This is a genomic window from Paenarthrobacter sp. NPDC058040 (assembly GCF_042885775.1).
Lineage (GTDB): Bacteria > Actinomycetota > Actinomycetes > Actinomycetales > Micrococcaceae > Arthrobacter.
Genome location: NZ_JBHVRN010000001.1, coordinates 389,704 through 404,770, shown reverse-complemented (window position 1 = coordinate 404,770; position 15,067 = coordinate 389,704). Strand labels below are relative to the sequence as shown.

The 15,067-nt window shown below is 66.3% G+C and carries 8 protein-coding genes; all 8 read right to left on the bottom strand.

Annotation, left to right across the window (positions count from 1 at the left end; translation table 11 throughout):
- Positions 1-70: 70 nt before the first annotated feature.
- The 8 genes from ACFVSJ_RS01715 to ACFVSJ_RS01680 are packed head-to-tail and all read right to left on the bottom strand — an operon-like array spanning position 71 to position 15,022.
- Positions 71-4,519 (bottom strand): FtsK/SpoIIIE domain-containing protein, encoded by a 4,449-nt coding sequence (locus ACFVSJ_RS01715; protein ID WP_387433626.1) that lies wholly within the window; start codon positions 4,517-4,519, stop codon positions 71-73.
- Entirely contained in the window at positions 4,516-5,220 is a 705-nt protein-coding gene (locus ACFVSJ_RS01710; RefSeq protein ID WP_387433623.1) for a hypothetical protein, read from the bottom strand. Before ACFVSJ_RS01710 ends, ACFVSJ_RS01715 begins: the two co-directional genes overlap by 4 nt.
- A 44-nt stretch (positions 5,221-5,264) precedes the next feature.
- Entirely contained in the window at positions 5,265-6,953 is a 1,689-nt protein-coding gene (locus tag ACFVSJ_RS01705) for a protein kinase (protein WP_387433620.1), read from the bottom strand.
- Positions 6,950-8,773, bottom strand: a complete 1,824-nt coding sequence (locus ACFVSJ_RS01700; protein WP_387433618.1) for a hypothetical protein — start codon at positions 8,771-8,773, stop codon at positions 6,950-6,952. Before ACFVSJ_RS01700 ends, ACFVSJ_RS01705 begins: the two co-directional genes overlap by 4 nt.
- Positions 8,760-9,707, bottom strand: a complete 948-nt coding sequence (locus ACFVSJ_RS01695; RefSeq protein ID WP_387433616.1) for a PP2C family protein-serine/threonine phosphatase — start codon at positions 9,705-9,707, stop codon at positions 8,760-8,762. The genes ACFVSJ_RS01700 and ACFVSJ_RS01695 overlap by 14 nt, the downstream gene beginning before the upstream one ends.
- Entirely contained in the window at positions 9,704-11,188 is a 1,485-nt protein-coding gene (locus ACFVSJ_RS01690; protein ID WP_387433613.1) for an RDD family protein, read from the bottom strand. Before ACFVSJ_RS01690 ends, ACFVSJ_RS01695 begins: the two co-directional genes overlap by 4 nt.
- Positions 11,178-13,661 (bottom strand): transglutaminaseTgpA domain-containing protein, encoded by a 2,484-nt coding sequence (locus ACFVSJ_RS01685; RefSeq protein ID WP_387433612.1) that lies wholly within the window; start codon positions 13,659-13,661, stop codon positions 11,178-11,180. Before ACFVSJ_RS01685 ends, ACFVSJ_RS01690 begins: the two co-directional genes overlap by 11 nt.
- A complete protein-coding gene (locus ACFVSJ_RS01680) occupies positions 13,658-15,022 on the bottom strand; it encodes a DUF58 domain-containing protein (RefSeq protein ID WP_387433610.1) in 1,365 nt (454 codons plus the stop codon). The genes ACFVSJ_RS01685 and ACFVSJ_RS01680 overlap by 4 nt, the downstream gene beginning before the upstream one ends.
- Positions 15,023-15,067: the final 45 nt, after the last annotated feature.

Sequence of the window (15,067 nt, the reverse complement as noted above, 5' to 3'; positions counted from 1 at the left end):
CGCTTTAGGCAGTGGCGGAAGTCCGAATGTTTCCGGCATCCTCCTACATGAGGCCATGCAGATGCAAATCCTAGCTGCGGTTCTCCGGCGGCATGGCTACTTGCAGCTTCCGCACCTTGCCCCGTCCCACGATGTATCCGCGCCCCGGAATGAAGTCCTTGCTGAGGCGTCCCAACGAGGTGTTGAGCAGGCTGTCGCCCTCCACGTCGCCAGGGTTGAGGAGCAAGCCGCGGCGCCCGGATTTGAAGGGCTGGGCCAGCGACCAGGCTTGCGACCACGTTGACGTTTCGGACTCGCCCACAACCCACTGGTCCGCCTTGATGGCTGCCGTGACAAGGCGTCCCACGCCGGACTCGGCCAAGGTGTCGGTGAACTCGGTAAGGCCCTCGATGAAGATCGCCATGGTGCCCGGGTTGTCCGAGGCCTTATCCACGAGGTCATCCACCACGTCCGAGACTTCGTCGGGACCAACCAGCGAACGGCTCCAAATGTTCAGGGACGCCACGGCGGAGCGACGCGAACCGATGTAGATCAGGTCCGTCCGGGGATTGGACCGGCGCAAGGCGTAGGCCAGGGTAACCAGTGCAACGGTTCGTCCCGAGCCTGGAGGCCCCGCCAGCAGCAGCGGACCTTTCGCAGCGATCGCAGCAGATCCGAGAGTTTCGTCATCGACGCCGATAACCGGGTTGTCCGGTCCGCCCACCGGGAGGATGTCCAGGTCCACCAGTTCCGGGAGTCGCTGGATCTGCGGCGCCTGGTCGAGGCCCTGGCGGACCATGGCCTGGCTGAGCTTGGACACTTCGCGGGCTTGGAGGGCCAGGTTGGAGTTTCCCCCCAGCACGGCGAGCTGTACTTCCAACCCGTCCAACAAGCCACGCCCGGGAGGCGAAGCAGCGTTGAGGACGTCTTTGGGGACGTCCAGGGTCATGTAGTCGTCCTCGGAGCTGAGGCGCAGCACCAAGCGCTTCTGGATCGAGGCAAGGAGCGACGCCGGCACGGAGTTGGGGCGGTCGCCGGCAACAACGAGGTGGATGCCGAGGGGACGGCCGTCCGTGGCGAGTTGCAGGAAGATGTCCCAAAGTGCGGACAGGTTGCTGTACTCGTAGCCTTCCCGGAAGGAAGACATGCCGTCGACGAGGATGAAAATGCGCTTCTCATCGGGGCGGTTGGCGAGATTCCGGTACTCAACGATGGTCGAGGCCCGGACCTCCGCGAAACGGGTGGCCCGGTCATCGGCGATGTCCTTGAGCCAGCGCAGGAGCCGGCCAACCCGTTCCACGTCGTCTCCATTGATGATTTCGCCCACGTGCGGCAGGCCATCGAGCATCTTCAAGCCGGAGGAGCCGCAGTCGATGCCGTAGACGTGGACGGGACCACCTCTGGGTGTCACGGCTGCGGCGATGGCAATGCCCCGCAGCGCCGCCGACTTGCCGGCGCCGCCGGTTCCGTAGACGGCCATGTTGCCGTCACGGTCCGGTTCGTAGAAGACCGTGGGCTGGTCCTGGTGGGCAGGATCATCGGCAACGCCCAGCAGCAGCCGCTCGTCCGTGCGCGGGTTGGGCAGCTTGGAAAAGTCGTACGTGGTGGCGAGTTCGTTGAGCCACGGCTTGCGGGGCGGCTCGATCTGCAGCACGTCGGCGGCCCTGACGATATTGGCCGTCATCCGGGCAATGTCGTTGGGCCCGGCAGGATCCTCCACGACGTCCGTGGCAGGCGGCGGCTCCCAGGAGGGGCCGGAACCGAACGCCATCTCGACGATGTCGATGCGGGGCCGCTGCGGTTTGTCCGTGGTCCAGCCACCGGCGTACCCGGTCTGGAAGCCTTGGATCCGGCCGGGACCGGTCTTCGCTGCGCCACGGCCGGGGATCGACGGATCAAAATACGCCGCAGTGGGCACGCCGAGAATGTCCACGGCGTCGACCTCGTCGGCCATTCGCAATGCCACGCGGAGGTTGGTGTTGGCCCGGAGGCTGTCCTTGATCACGCCGGCCGGACGCTGGGTGGCAAGAATCAAGTGGAGGCCCAGTGAACGGCCACGGGCGGCAACGTCAACCACGCCGTCCACGAATTCCGGAACTTCGGTGGCCAAGGCCGCGAATTCGTCCACGATGATGATCAGGTACGGCGGCGCCTCGGGGTCCGCTTCGCGCTGGAGCGCCAGCAGGTCCTTGGCTTTCTTCCGGTTCAGCAGGCGTTCGCGGTAGTGCAGTTCGGCTCGGAGCGAGGTCAGCGCGCGGCGCACCAGGTGGGGCGACAGGTCCGTCACCAGGCCCACCGTGTGCGGCAAGTGCAGGCAGTCCGCGAACGCAGCGCCGCCCTTGTAGTCGACGAACAGGAAACTCACCCGGTCCGGGCTGTAGGCGGCCGCCATGCCCATGACCCAGGACTGCAGGAATTCGGACTTTCCCGCGCCCGTGGTCCCACCCACCAGGGCGTGCGGACCCTCGTTCTTGAGGTCCAGGTAGAACGGTTCAACGCCCTTCGACCCAACCAAGGCACGGAGGCTGCCGTTGTCCTTGCGGTTGGGCACCGCCGTGGCGTGGACGGAGTTGTTCTCCTGCCAACGCTCGGCCACTGCTTGGGCATTGTCCATGAACTCCTTGCCGATCAACGTGGCGTAGGAGACGGCACGGGGCAGGTCGGAATCGTCCTCCAGCGGGTTGCCGACGTCCACCAAAGGCGACATCATGCGTGCCAGCTGGGTGGCGAGTCCGGCATCGAGGCTCTCACAGCTCACCGGGTAAGTGTGACGGCCGAGCCGGACCTGTCCCGTGGTGGTGCCATGGTCGCCGTCGACCGATAAGAAGTCGCGGCAAGCGGCGGGCAGGGACTGCACGTTCGCTGCCACCCACATGACGTGGACGCCGTAGTCGGGTCCGCGTTCAACAAGGCGGGTGAGCCGCCCGCGGTCAACGGGAGCGTCGTCTTCCACCACGACCAGCACCGCGGGAACCACCGGGCCGGGCGTGTCTTCGTGCTCGTCCTTGAGGCCGGGCCGGGGCTGCTGCCCGGGTTCCTTGGCCTGCGCCTCGCGCTGCTCCACGAGGTCTTCCAAACGGGACAGGAGCGAGGATCCTGCCCCGGGCCCTGCAGCGAGATGGTCTCCGGAAAGCGGGCTGTGGCCCGATCCGACGTGGGGAAGCCACTGCAACCAATCCCAGCGTTCACGGGACCGCGGGGACGTCAGCGAGGCAATCACCAGTTCGGCCGGCGAGTGGAGGCCCACCAACTGGAGGACCATGCCGCGGGCAACATCGTCCACGACGCTCCGGTCCCCGGCCACACCGAAGGACCCCGAGGTCCGCAGCTGGGACACGATCGGCACGCCCTCAATAACGCGGACCTGCTGCAAGCACTCCTGGATTTCCCGCATGTACTTGGGCTCGGTTTCGTTGGCGCCCGGCTCGTCGAACTGGATCCGGGAAGGGGCGGATCCGAGGCCGAAGCGCACGCCGAGGAAATGCTGGTGCTCAGGACGGTTGGTCCAGAGCAACGGGCCCAGCTTGTAGATGGCGTCCACGGTGTCGCTCACCGAGGGGGTCTCCTGCAGGCGGACCGCACGCTCGATGTTCTGCTGCCGGTCGATGTCCTCGCGGAAGGCCAGCATGGAAGCCTTGAACTGCTTGTGCCCTTCCTTGACCTGCTTCTTGCTCTGCATCTTGTGGTCCACGTAATGGCCCACAACAAACAGGGGCATCATGGCCATGAAGATCACGGAGAGCACGTTCTGCGTCAGCGCAAAGAGCACGCCACCCATCAGGAGCGGCGTGATCAGCATGATGTACGGGAACGGCTGGTGTTCGGGCCGTTTGGGTCCTGCCGGCGGAACCCGTTTGGGCGACTCGAACCTCGGCACCACGCGCGGCGAACGGTTGAAGTCCACCAAGGGGGACGTTGGCCCGCCGGAATGGTTGCGCGAGAGCGAAACAACGCCCACTGTCGTATCGCCGAGGGTCACAGTGTCTGAGGACTCCAGCGTGGCCCGGCTGACGGGCAAGCCATCCATGAGGAGTCCGTTGGCCGAGTTGGTATCCACGATCTCCACGGTTTCGCCAACCGTGATGCGAGCGTGCCGCTTGGACGTCAAGGGGTCGGTCAGCCGGATATCGGCGTCCCGGTCCCGGCCGATGTAGCTGGTGCCGAACGGCAGCGAAAATTCGCGTCCGACGTCGGGCCCTGACATGACCCGCAACGTCGCCGCTGCGGGGCCGCGGTCGGGGCCGTGCCCGTCCGACGCGAACTGCTCGCTCACCTGGGCGAGCGACACGCGTGAGCCGGGTCGCAGCCCGGACTCCAGCAGGTTGTCGGCTGGCCTGAGAATCTGGCCGGAGAGTCCGCCGCCCACGAACGCTTCGTCCACGCTGATGGACAGGTTCGACGGCGGTTCGGTCCCCTTGCGGGCGGGATCGGCGGCCCAGAGTTCAGTGGCGATATCGGCCACCGTGGCACGGCCGTCCACCGTCACGGCGAGGTCTTTGGCTTCCGCGGGGTCTCGCCGCAAGGTCAGGCGGAACTTCATCCTTCGTCGACTCCACTCTCGGTATCAAGGAGGTACAGGTCTGCCGGCGTCACCAAGTGGGACGTCACGGCATGCTCCACCAGGCGCGCCCGGCGGTTGGTGGCGAGCTTGCCAGCGCCACCTCGCAGGCCCACAACGCCCACCCGGTCCAGCTTGTCGCACACATTGTCCAGCTTCCGGTTGAACCGGGTCAGGGCCCAGCCAAGGCGCTTGGCAGCCTCCGCCGAGGACGGGATGGCGCTGAACCCCGTGCCTTCGCGGCGAAGCATCGGCTCGGCCAACGCCACGATCAACGCTTTCTGCGAGTCCGTGAACACCACCGGACCGATGGTGGTGTCACCGGCCTGGTCCTCGTCCCTGGCTTCGTGCCGGAAGGAAGGTGTCTTCAAGTGCACGGCAAATTCGTACGTGGTGGGTCCCGCCGTGAAAATGACGTTGGTGTGGCTGAAAACCAGCGGAATGCGGGCCCCGGGTGCAAGCCAGGCCTGCATGCCGCCGGAACCATCGGCGATGGTGGCCGAAAGCATGCTTCCGACGTTGCTGAGCCACCAGATACCGTCGTAACGGGCGATCTGCAGGAACCGCCGGTGCAGGTACGGATTGTCGTCGACCTCAAGATCGCCCTCGCGGCCAATGTCGAAGACGTCCTCGTCGGATGGTTCGTACCATTCCCCACAGAAATCTATTGCTAGATCCCCCATGATCTGTGCCTCCTCGCTGGGCGGTGTGTTTGTTTCATGGCCTGCTATTTCTCCAGGCAAGCGATGGATTCAGGACCGCCGGGCGAGGCAGAGCCGTCCGCCCGGACGATGATGACCTGGACGCAGATGGGCGGGGGCAGCGTACCGGACACGAGCACCGGGCTGGCTCCCGTCGACTGGTAGGGGCCGTCGCTCTTTGCCGATTTGATGCGCCACTTAAAGGTGCCGCCGGGCCCGGTATCGGTATAGTCCCAGCTGAAAAGGACAGACGGGTGTCCCAGGACATCCTCGTCGAGTTTGGCGCGCAGCCCGGTGACGTCGGGCACGCTGCCATCTCCCAGCGCATCTGCCGGCGGCTTGCTCGCTGTGTCAGTGGGTGCGGCCTTCGGCTGTGTGTTGGCGCCGAGGACAACCCCAACGACGATCGCGACAACCAGTACGGCGGCACCCGTCACGGCAAGCCACAGATTGCGTTTGCCGTGGTCAGCCGGCGCAGCTTCCGCCGCTTCCTCGGACGTAGGGGCGGAGCGGTTCACCGTTTCCGCGAGGTACTCGTGCGCGCGGCCGGATGGTTGCCAGCCGCGAAGGACCGTGGACTCGGCTGTGTCGGGCTCAGCCGGTGCCGGCTGCGGCGCGTGGAACTGCTGGGGGTGGAATTGCGGCGGGGCTGGAACTTGGGGAGCATGCGACTGCGTGGGCTGCGGCCCTGTTCCAGGCACCGTGGACGGGAACGTCCGGGCGGGGAACGTGGGTGCCGAACCGGTGGTGGCCGTTCCCGAGGCGTCGGGATCGATCGATGCGATGCTCCGGACGCGGGTCTCCTCCACGTTATCGTCCGGGTGCTCTTCGCCGTGGCCTGGCTCGGCGAGGACCTCGAACGGCGTGACCGAGAGGTTCAGTTCTGCCTGGATCCGCTGCAGGGCCAAAGCAAACGCATGCGCCGAGGAATAGCGCGAGTCGGGAGACTTGGCCATGGCCGTCGCCAGGACCAGTTCCAGCGATTCCGGCACATCGGCACGTCCAAGCCGCGGCACGGGCGAATTGGTGATCCGGGAGATCAATTCCCGTTGCGAGTTGTCCTGGCCGGGAAGAACGAATGGTGAACGGCCGGCCAGCAGGGTGTAGAGCGTGGCTCCCAAGGCCCAGATGTCTACGGGAACACCGTCCACGGCCCCGCCGCGGAACTGCTCCGGCGGCGACCACGGGATGGACATCCCGGCGTCGTCATCAGTGTCTGCACCGATGGTTCCGGAAATACCGAAGTCCGTCAGGGCGGGCCGGTTGTAGTCGGTGACCAGGATGTTGGCGGGCTTGATGTCCCGGTGCACGATCCCGGCCCGGTGGGCGGTTTCGACGGCGGACGCCACCTGGATGCCGACGGCGAGGACCTCGTCCACACTGAACCGCTGGCGGCGGTAGCGGACGTCGAGGCTCGGCCGGGAGCAGTACTCCATGGCAAGGTACGAATGCCCGTTTTCGGTGATCTCCGCTTCGAAGATGGTCACGATGTACGGGTGGGAGGACAGCTGCGCCATCAGGTTCGCCTCGGACTCGAAGCGGCGGCGCGCCCCCTCGGTCTTCAGGTCGGAGAGCAGCACTTTGACGGCCACTTTTCGGCGCGGCCTGTCCTGCTCATACAGGAAGACGTCGGAGAAACCACCGGAACCGAGCAGGCTGACGTACTTGAAACCCGGGATGGGTGGAGGCGGCGCGGGGGGCCTCTTGGAACTCAAAGAATCTCCTCGAAACGCAATGAAATGTTGTCACCCAGTTCGGCGATGTCGCCGTCCAGCAGGATGGCCATCTCGTTTTGGGCAAGCCGGCGCGGGGCCTGGCCTTCCCTGATCAATACGGTGCCGTTGGTCGCTTTCAAGTCGCACAACATGACGTGCCACCCTTCCAGCCGCACCTCGACGTGGGAGCGGGAGATGTCTCCCCCCGGGCTCTCCACTTGGACAAGCCGTGGCATGGTGCCGCCCTGCACCCTCGACACGGAGGGCTGCCGACCAATGATGAGCGACTGGTCCAGGTCGATCAGTTCGCCCGTGGACAGCCGCATCCGACCGAGCCGCGGCCGGGGAACCTGCTCGGCGTCCCCGGTCAGCGCCACACCGCACGCCGCACACTGTGAATAGGTGGGAGGGTTGGCGTGGCCTTGGGAGCACACCCGTGCCAAAACACTGGGACCGTTGCCGGCTGGCGCACTTGACTGCGCCGAAGTGGAGGCAGCCGTGGGGAGGTCGCCTGCGACGCTGCTCTTCATGACCGTCTGGCCGTCGTGGTCAGGATCGTGGTTCGGAAAGGACTGCGCCAGCGGGACCGCCGCTGGCGGACCCGCGATGCCAGCCGCTTCCGGCCCGCCCTGCGGAGCTGGCGCTCCCGCGCCGCCGCGCAGCCAGGGGACGGAGTCAATCAGGGCCGGCACACCAAGCGGCGCGGGCGCGGCTTCCGGTGCTGTCACCACTGCTTCAGGCACGACGCCGGAATCACCGTCCGGAGCGCCCTCACCTTCCGCCGGGGCCGGCTCAGCCTCATCAACAGGCTTGGGAGCCGGAGCCGCGGGAACATCGTGTTCGTCCGCATCGGCCACGATCCGCACGGCCGCGTCCTCGATGTTGCGCATCACCGTCTTGTCCCACAGATGGTCATAGTTGGTGGTGGTTTCCAACGTGGGCAGCAGCGGATCCGTGGTGCTGGTATGGACCGGCACGTCCGAGAAATCTTCGGAGACTTCGGCCTCCGGTTCAGGCTCCGGCGCAGGTTCGGGCTCGGGCGATCCTTCCTCCGGCAGCGCGTCCACGACGGGCCCGAAAGCCAGCGAGTGCGGAGCAATGGTCAAGCCAAGATCGGCATCCGGAAAGCCGAGCACCGTTTCATCGGACACACGGCTTGAGGAAACGGATGGCTCCGCGTCAACGTGATCCGGAAGCCCCGTGCCGCTCTCCGCGACGGGGGTGTCCTCGGGGACCGAAATGGCAGCCTCACCCGCACCCGCGGCTCCCGCACTGGCGGTCCCCTCCGCCGCGAGCACAACGTCCAGCGCGGACAGGCGCACCACGCCCTCAAGCAACGGCAGGCCCTCCAATAGCGGCAGGCTGCCGGCCGCCGTCGTGCGTGAACCGATCCGCAGGCTGTACGCGTCAGCGGCGGTGAGTCGCCGCTCGGTCCAGGTGGTGACGTCCCGGCCAGTGACCCTTTCCTGACCCGGGCCGGACTGGATGCCATTCGACTGCACCCCACTCGACTGCACTCCATTCGACTGCACTCCACTCGACTGCACCGTGAGTTCGAGGTCTCCGCGCAGGAACACCCGCAGCCCGTCCTTGGCGTCGATGATCCCGAACGGCGGAATCCGGCTCAGGGAGACACCAAAAGCATCGGTGACTTCATGGAGGACTTCGTGGGCTTCGGGCGCGGACGCCAGGAGGTTCCACACTGCATCAATGAGCGTCGCAGGAGCTTCCGGCCCCAGAAGGACCACGGTCCCCTGGCGAACGACGCCAAACCAATCGCCCTGGCCATACCGGCCGCCCATTGGCTTACTGCTTGCCATCGGCACCGGCCTCGGTCTGTGGGCCCGTTGCGCCGGACGGCCCATTGTCCACCGGCGTGTCCGTGCCGTTCACCCAGGCGCGCGGCAGGGTGTCCTCCTCCACTTCGGATTCGACCTCGGGGCGCGGCGCGGTGGTGGCGATGCCGGCATCGTTCAACACGTTCTTGGCGTCAACCACAATCACGGTGACGTTGTCCCGTCCGCCGCTGCGGAGCGCAGCCTGGATCAAGGCATCCACGGCGTCCTGCGGGTGGGCCACGGTGCTGAGGACCCGGAACATGTGGTCAGCGCCGAGCTCGCCATTGAGCCCGTCCGAGCAGACCATGACGCGGTCGCCCTCCTGGATGGGCAGCAACCAGAAGTCTGCTTCCGTCTCATCGCCTGTGCCCAGGGCCCGCGTAACAACGTGCCGGCGAGGGTGGATCGATGCCTGCTCGGGGGTGATGTCTCCGGAGTCCACCAGTTCCTGGACCTCGGAGTGGTCCACGCTGACCTGGGAGAACCCGCCCTGGCTGAGGAGGTAGGTCCTGGAGTCCCCGATGTTCATCACGAGCCAATAGGGCACGCCCATCTGCTCCACCACCACGACGCCGGACAACGTGGTCCCGGCGCGGCCACCGGTCGCGTTGCGAATGGCTGCGTCGGCTTTGAGCAGGCACGCCTGCAATTGCCCGGCCGTCGCCGAACGGGTGCCGGTGGCCAGCTCCGGAGCGCTGCCCAGGGTCCGGACGCACATGCCGCTGGCAATCTCCCCGGCCTCGTGGCCACCCATGCCGTCAGCGACGGCGAAGACGGGATCGGAGGCGATGAACGAATCTTCGTTCAGTTCGCGCCGCAGGCCGCGGTCCGTCCCGTAGCCGTAGCTCAGTTGGAAACTGGAGCCGCTGGGGGAAGCAGGGGCGTCGGCATCGGGGGTTGCCGGCTGTGAGTTCATGCTTGTCCTAGGTGGAAGGAACGGTCACCGAAATGCACGGTGGAACCGGGTCGGACGAAAACTGCCTCGCCCGGATGCAACCGGGTCTGGATGCCGTCGGGTGTGGTGACGGCGCTGCCGTTGGTGGAGTTGCGGTCGGTCACCCAGACGCCGTCGCCGTCTACCCGCAAGTGCAGGTGGGTCTTGGAGATCGACCGGCCCGGGTCCGAAACCGGCAGCAGGTGCTGGGTGGTCTCGCCGGGTTGGGGTGCGGGGTTCCGGCCAAGGAGCACGGTTCCGCCCAACTGGACATCCTGGCCGTCGTCCACGCGGATCCTGAGAACCGCTTGCGCCCGCGCGGCGCCGGGCCGCATCTGCGTGCGGTCCAGATCGTCGTCGGGGTGGGCAGGTACCGGCGGATTGCCTGCTTGTGGTCCCGGGTTGCCTGCCGGTGGAACAACGACGGCGGCGCTTGCGTTGGCGGGCCGCGGCGCCACCGGGGGACGCCACTGGTTGGGGTCGTGGGAAGGCTGCACTGGCGCAACCGGCGCTGCAGGCTGGCCGGAAGGAGCCTGCACCGCAGCAGCGCGTGCCTGCACAGCAGCAGCCTGGCCAGGCACAGGCGAAGCCACCGGTTGAACGGGAGGCAGGTCCACGGGGGCGAAGCTGTAGGGTCCCTGGATCCCGCCCGTCGCCACGGGGTTGCGGCCGGCCTGGACATCGAACACCAAGGACTTGGCTGCCTTGTCGTGCCAGCCCCTGAGCTTGCCGTTGCTGTCCCAGGCGTTGGAGACCACCACCAGGATGGCCCACACCACGCCAAGGCCCATCAAGGGGAAGGCAACGAACAACACCAGCCCGATGAGACCCAGTCCCGACAACACGGCGGCCGCTATAGTTCCGAGCACCAGCACTCCCCCGGTGACGATGCCGCGGACGAAAACCACCCCGGCGCCGGGCGCATAACCATCGGCGTCGGAGCTGCGGATGCCCATCGCTTGGTTGCCGATCGTGTTTCCGGACTTGGCCTCCAAGGCCAGCAGCACAATCATGTAGACCACCGTGAAAGCCAGGCCGATGCTGCCCAGGAGGACCAGCAACCCCGTGTCATAGACAATGAATCCGTTGCGCCGCGTTTGGGTAATGCCGGCAACGCCGATGGCAAAGGTGGTGGCCAGGACAGCGACGGGAGCCAACCAGTCCAGCACGGCAGCACCTAGCCGTTTTCCAGCCGATGCCGGCGCGAGTTCAAGCTTCGTCGTCAAAGTGGTCCCTCCCCCTGGATTCGACGCTGCGCCCGCACCGCCTCCGGGCTGTGCCGGGGACGGCTGACCGGATCCGGCTGGCGCGGACACTACCGCGATACTACCGGCACCCGGTGGGGCATGCCTGTCCCGGCGGGCACCCCGGTTGTTCAGCGGGGAGCCACAGAAGGTACAAAACGTTGCCCCCGGACGCACCGCATGGCGGCAGGCCGGGCAAACTTCCGTATCACTGCTCACCGTCACGGCCCTTCTTGAACCAGGAGCCAAGCCTGGCGAGGACGGACTTGGCCTCGGGGTCCTTCGGGGCCCGCCCCTGCAGTTCCCTGCGCCGGAGTGCGGCCCGGCCGTCGGAGAGCAGGGAACGCGGCGAGAAGCGGGCCTGTTGCCTCTTCCAGAAACCCACGCTTCCCGTGATGCCGTCGAGGGACGAATCCACGATCTCCCAGTACTCCTTGACCTCCGCTTCGCTGGGTTGTCCTGCGCCGAAGACAGCGGCGTCAGCCCGGTGCGCCAGCAACGTGGTGGTGGTTCCCGTGACCGGGAATGCCTCCGCGATCACCGACGCCGACTCGCGCCGCGTGGATTTGCCATCGATCGAGGCGCCCATGTCCGTGGCCAGGCTCAATACTTCATTCCAGCCTCCGCCTACCCGCTGGGCGGCGTGGCCGTCACGGAACCTGGCCTTCCGGCGTCGTGCCTTCAACAGGAGGATCAGCAGCAGCGGCAAGGCGAGGATCCCAATCGGAATCAACGCAACACCTATCGCGGACAGGAGGGGACCCCAGAAGAGCCAGGGGTTGTTCTTCTTCTCGTCTGCGTCGAGCGCGTCCGGGGTGGAGTCCGGCGGCAAGTCAGCAGGCTCCTGCGGCGGGGGCGGCGGTTGGAGCACCTGCGGCTTCGGTTTGGACTTGGTCTCCGGGTCCGGCGGGATGGGCACGTTGTCCTTGGGCGGAGTGGGATCGAAAGCCACCCAACCAACCCGGTCGAAGGCCACTTCCACCCAGGCGTGAACGTCCTTGCCGGTGATCTTGATGTCACCGGCGCCGTTCTCGGGGCTCTTGGGATCCGGGTAGAACCCCATGACCACCCGGGAGGGGATACCCAGGTGCCGAAGCATCAGGGACATGGCCACGGCGTACTGCTCGTCATCGCCCAGCATCTGCTTGGCAGACAGCAGGTTGCGCACACGCGCGGCGCTGTGTCCAGGCAGGCTGGGCAGCTGGCCCTCGGAAACGAGGCCGTTGCTGAACGCGCCACTCTTCTGGAAATGGGCCTCGATCTGGCGGACGCGATCAATCGCCGTTGGAGCGTCGGCGGAGAGTTCGTTGGCCTGGGAACCCACGATCGGCGGGACTTCCTGGGCCTCCGGCAGCGTGATCTTGGCAAAGTCGTACTGGGTGAGCTGGCCATGCTCCAGCGTGCCGGGATCCGAGACCTGCACGGTGTACTCGTCGCCCTTCGCCAGGCCCTTGGTGGTTACCGCGGTGTCGGTGCCGGCGTTGAAGTACAGCCCCGAAGCCGCCTCGGAGCTCTGCAGGAAACCCAAGCCCGTCGTGTGCCGTCCACCGGGGACGAAGTAGCCTTGGTAGTCCTCGATGGTGATGTCCAGGGAGTAGTTGGTGCTGGCTACCGGGCTGCCCGTGTCCGCAAGGGTGTTCAGCGAACGGGCATCGCCCACCTTGCTGAAGTTGCCCGAGCTGTTCGGGTCCATGGTGTAGTTCAGGCCATTGAACGAATCCAGCGCCGCCAGGCGCACCCGGCCATCCTTCGGCAGGCCTTTGACGGTAAAGAGCGTGTCATCCTTCTGGTCCTTCACGAAGTTCCGGAAGCTTGCCAGTGGAGTGATGTAGTCGCGTGGGTCGAAGGGCGGAACGATCGTGTTGCGCAGCACCTTCCGGTCATCGCTGGCGGTGACCAGCGGCGAAGCGACGGCAGTGATGCCGACGGCGGCGGCGATCACGGCTGCAGCAGTCCCCAGGCGGCGGAGCTTGCCGCGGCGGGCCGCACCGGCGTCGTAATCCGGCCTGTTGGCCGAGACCATCTTGGTGCTGCTCTGGCGCAAAGCGTCGCGGCGGAACGTGGCCCACACAATCGAGATGATCGTCAGGGAAACACCACGCTCGACGTTGAGGAAGCTTGCACTGGTGCTGAAGGCAATGCCGGTCACAAACAATGCCAGCACGGGCAGGAGCGGCCAGTAAGGGCTCTTGAGGCGCCAGGCCAAAAGGCCTGCGGCCAGCGCGGTCACCAGCGAGCTCAGGAACGGAACAATGAGCATGCCATTCGCGGTACCCACGGGCACGCCAACAGTCAGCATGTCCTTCCACGAGAACACGATGCCCAGCAACAGCGTGCGCAGCGAGTCCAGGCTCGGCAGGAAACCAATCACGGCCGAATCCGGAACCGCCAAGGCCGAGCCAAAGAGCATGTACGCACCAAAAGCCACGGCGGTGGTGATCAGCAGCCCCAGACGGAGATGCGCGTTCAGCACGGCAATGCCCAAGCCCAGCAGGATGCCGCCGAGTCCAGCCACAAGGTAGCGCGCGTCCCCGCCAAAGCTCAGGCTGAAGCCGAGCACGCCCAGGAACAACAACGCACCGAGCGCAATGCAGTCAATGGCGAAATGCCAGAGGGGCCGCCCGTCCGCAAAAATGGACGCGCTGCTGTTGGCCGCCCGCCTGCGGGTCCGTGCTTCCGGCGCGGTACTCATGCTGCCGCCTTTCGAAGAACAATGGCGAGATCGTCGAGGTCGCCAACGGTGAGGACCGTCAGGTCCGCGATGTTGGCCCGCGACGGCGCAGCGCCGGGCTGGACGCGGACGGCCAGGCTGCGGACACCGGGCGGAACGGACGCGGCCGCCGAACGCAGTTGCGTCGCCGTCACGTGGCTGCCCACCACGAAGAACACCACCGACGCGTTCGGAACGGTATCGGCCAGGGTCCGGGCGAGGTCGACGGCGGTCTTGCGGAGGGGTGCCCCGACAATCCTGGTCATGTCGTCCAGCAGGTTTCGGCCGGTTTCGCAGCGCAAGGGACCTTTTTGGGTCATGACGTCCAGCTCACGCTGTTCGCGGATGGCCTGCCGGCCAATGGAACCGGCCACGGAAATGGCCATCTCGAACTCCGCTTCGGAATCGTACTCGTCCAGATTGATGGACAAGGAAATAGCCAGGTGTGCACGGCGGGTCTCTTCGAACTGCCGCACCATGAGCTTGTTGGTCCGTGCCGTGGTCTTCCAGTGGATGTGCCGGCGGTCGTCACCGGGAACGTAGTCGCGCAGGGCGTGGAAGGAGACGTCCGCACTGGACAGCTCGGTAGTGGGCATGCCTTCGAGGTCACGGATGAAACCCGCGGCCGAGCCGCCCAAGGGAACAGTCCGGGGGTGCACGAACAAGTCCACGGGCTCCGTCCACAACACGCGTCGGCGCAGCAGGTTGAGCGGATCAGCGCGCACGGAACGTACCGGCCCAACCACGATCACCGCGCGACGGGCTGTGGGGATGGTGAACAGGTCCTCATGAACCTGCGCAGGCTTCATGCGCGGCAAGTGGAAGATGGCCGTATTGGAGCCCACGGGGAGTTCCAGCGTCGCCGGCAGGAGCGGGCGGGTTGAAGCATTGGACACCGCGATGCTGCCCACCGCGTCATCGCCCACGGCCACCCGGGTGCGGGCAAGGTCAAGCACCACTCCGTACGCCGAACGGCCAACGATGAATGCCACGGCCAGCACGAACAGCAGGAACGCGACCATCGCCGCTGACTTGGCTTCCTGCCAGCCCCAGGCCTGCCCCGCGATCCAGAGTCCGATGGCCGTTGCCAGCACCACCCAACCCAGCACGCTCACCACGGAAAGGACAGGCCACACGAACCGCAGCCACATCGCGCGAAGCCTGGACCATGCCGGGGCCAACAACTCCCCCACCGTTCCAGCGGCTTCGGCCCACACTGCGGCAGGGTGGAGTTTGCCGGGATCATTGCCGGAGCCGCCCAGTGAGCGGATCTTGGTGCCAAGCGCGGATGTTGCGCGCTTGAGCGAATCAGCAGCCCTGTTCAGGGGTGTGCTGGAGGACATGTGCGGACCTTTGTTCGTGCCGGGGTGCGGGGACGGTGCTGCGGA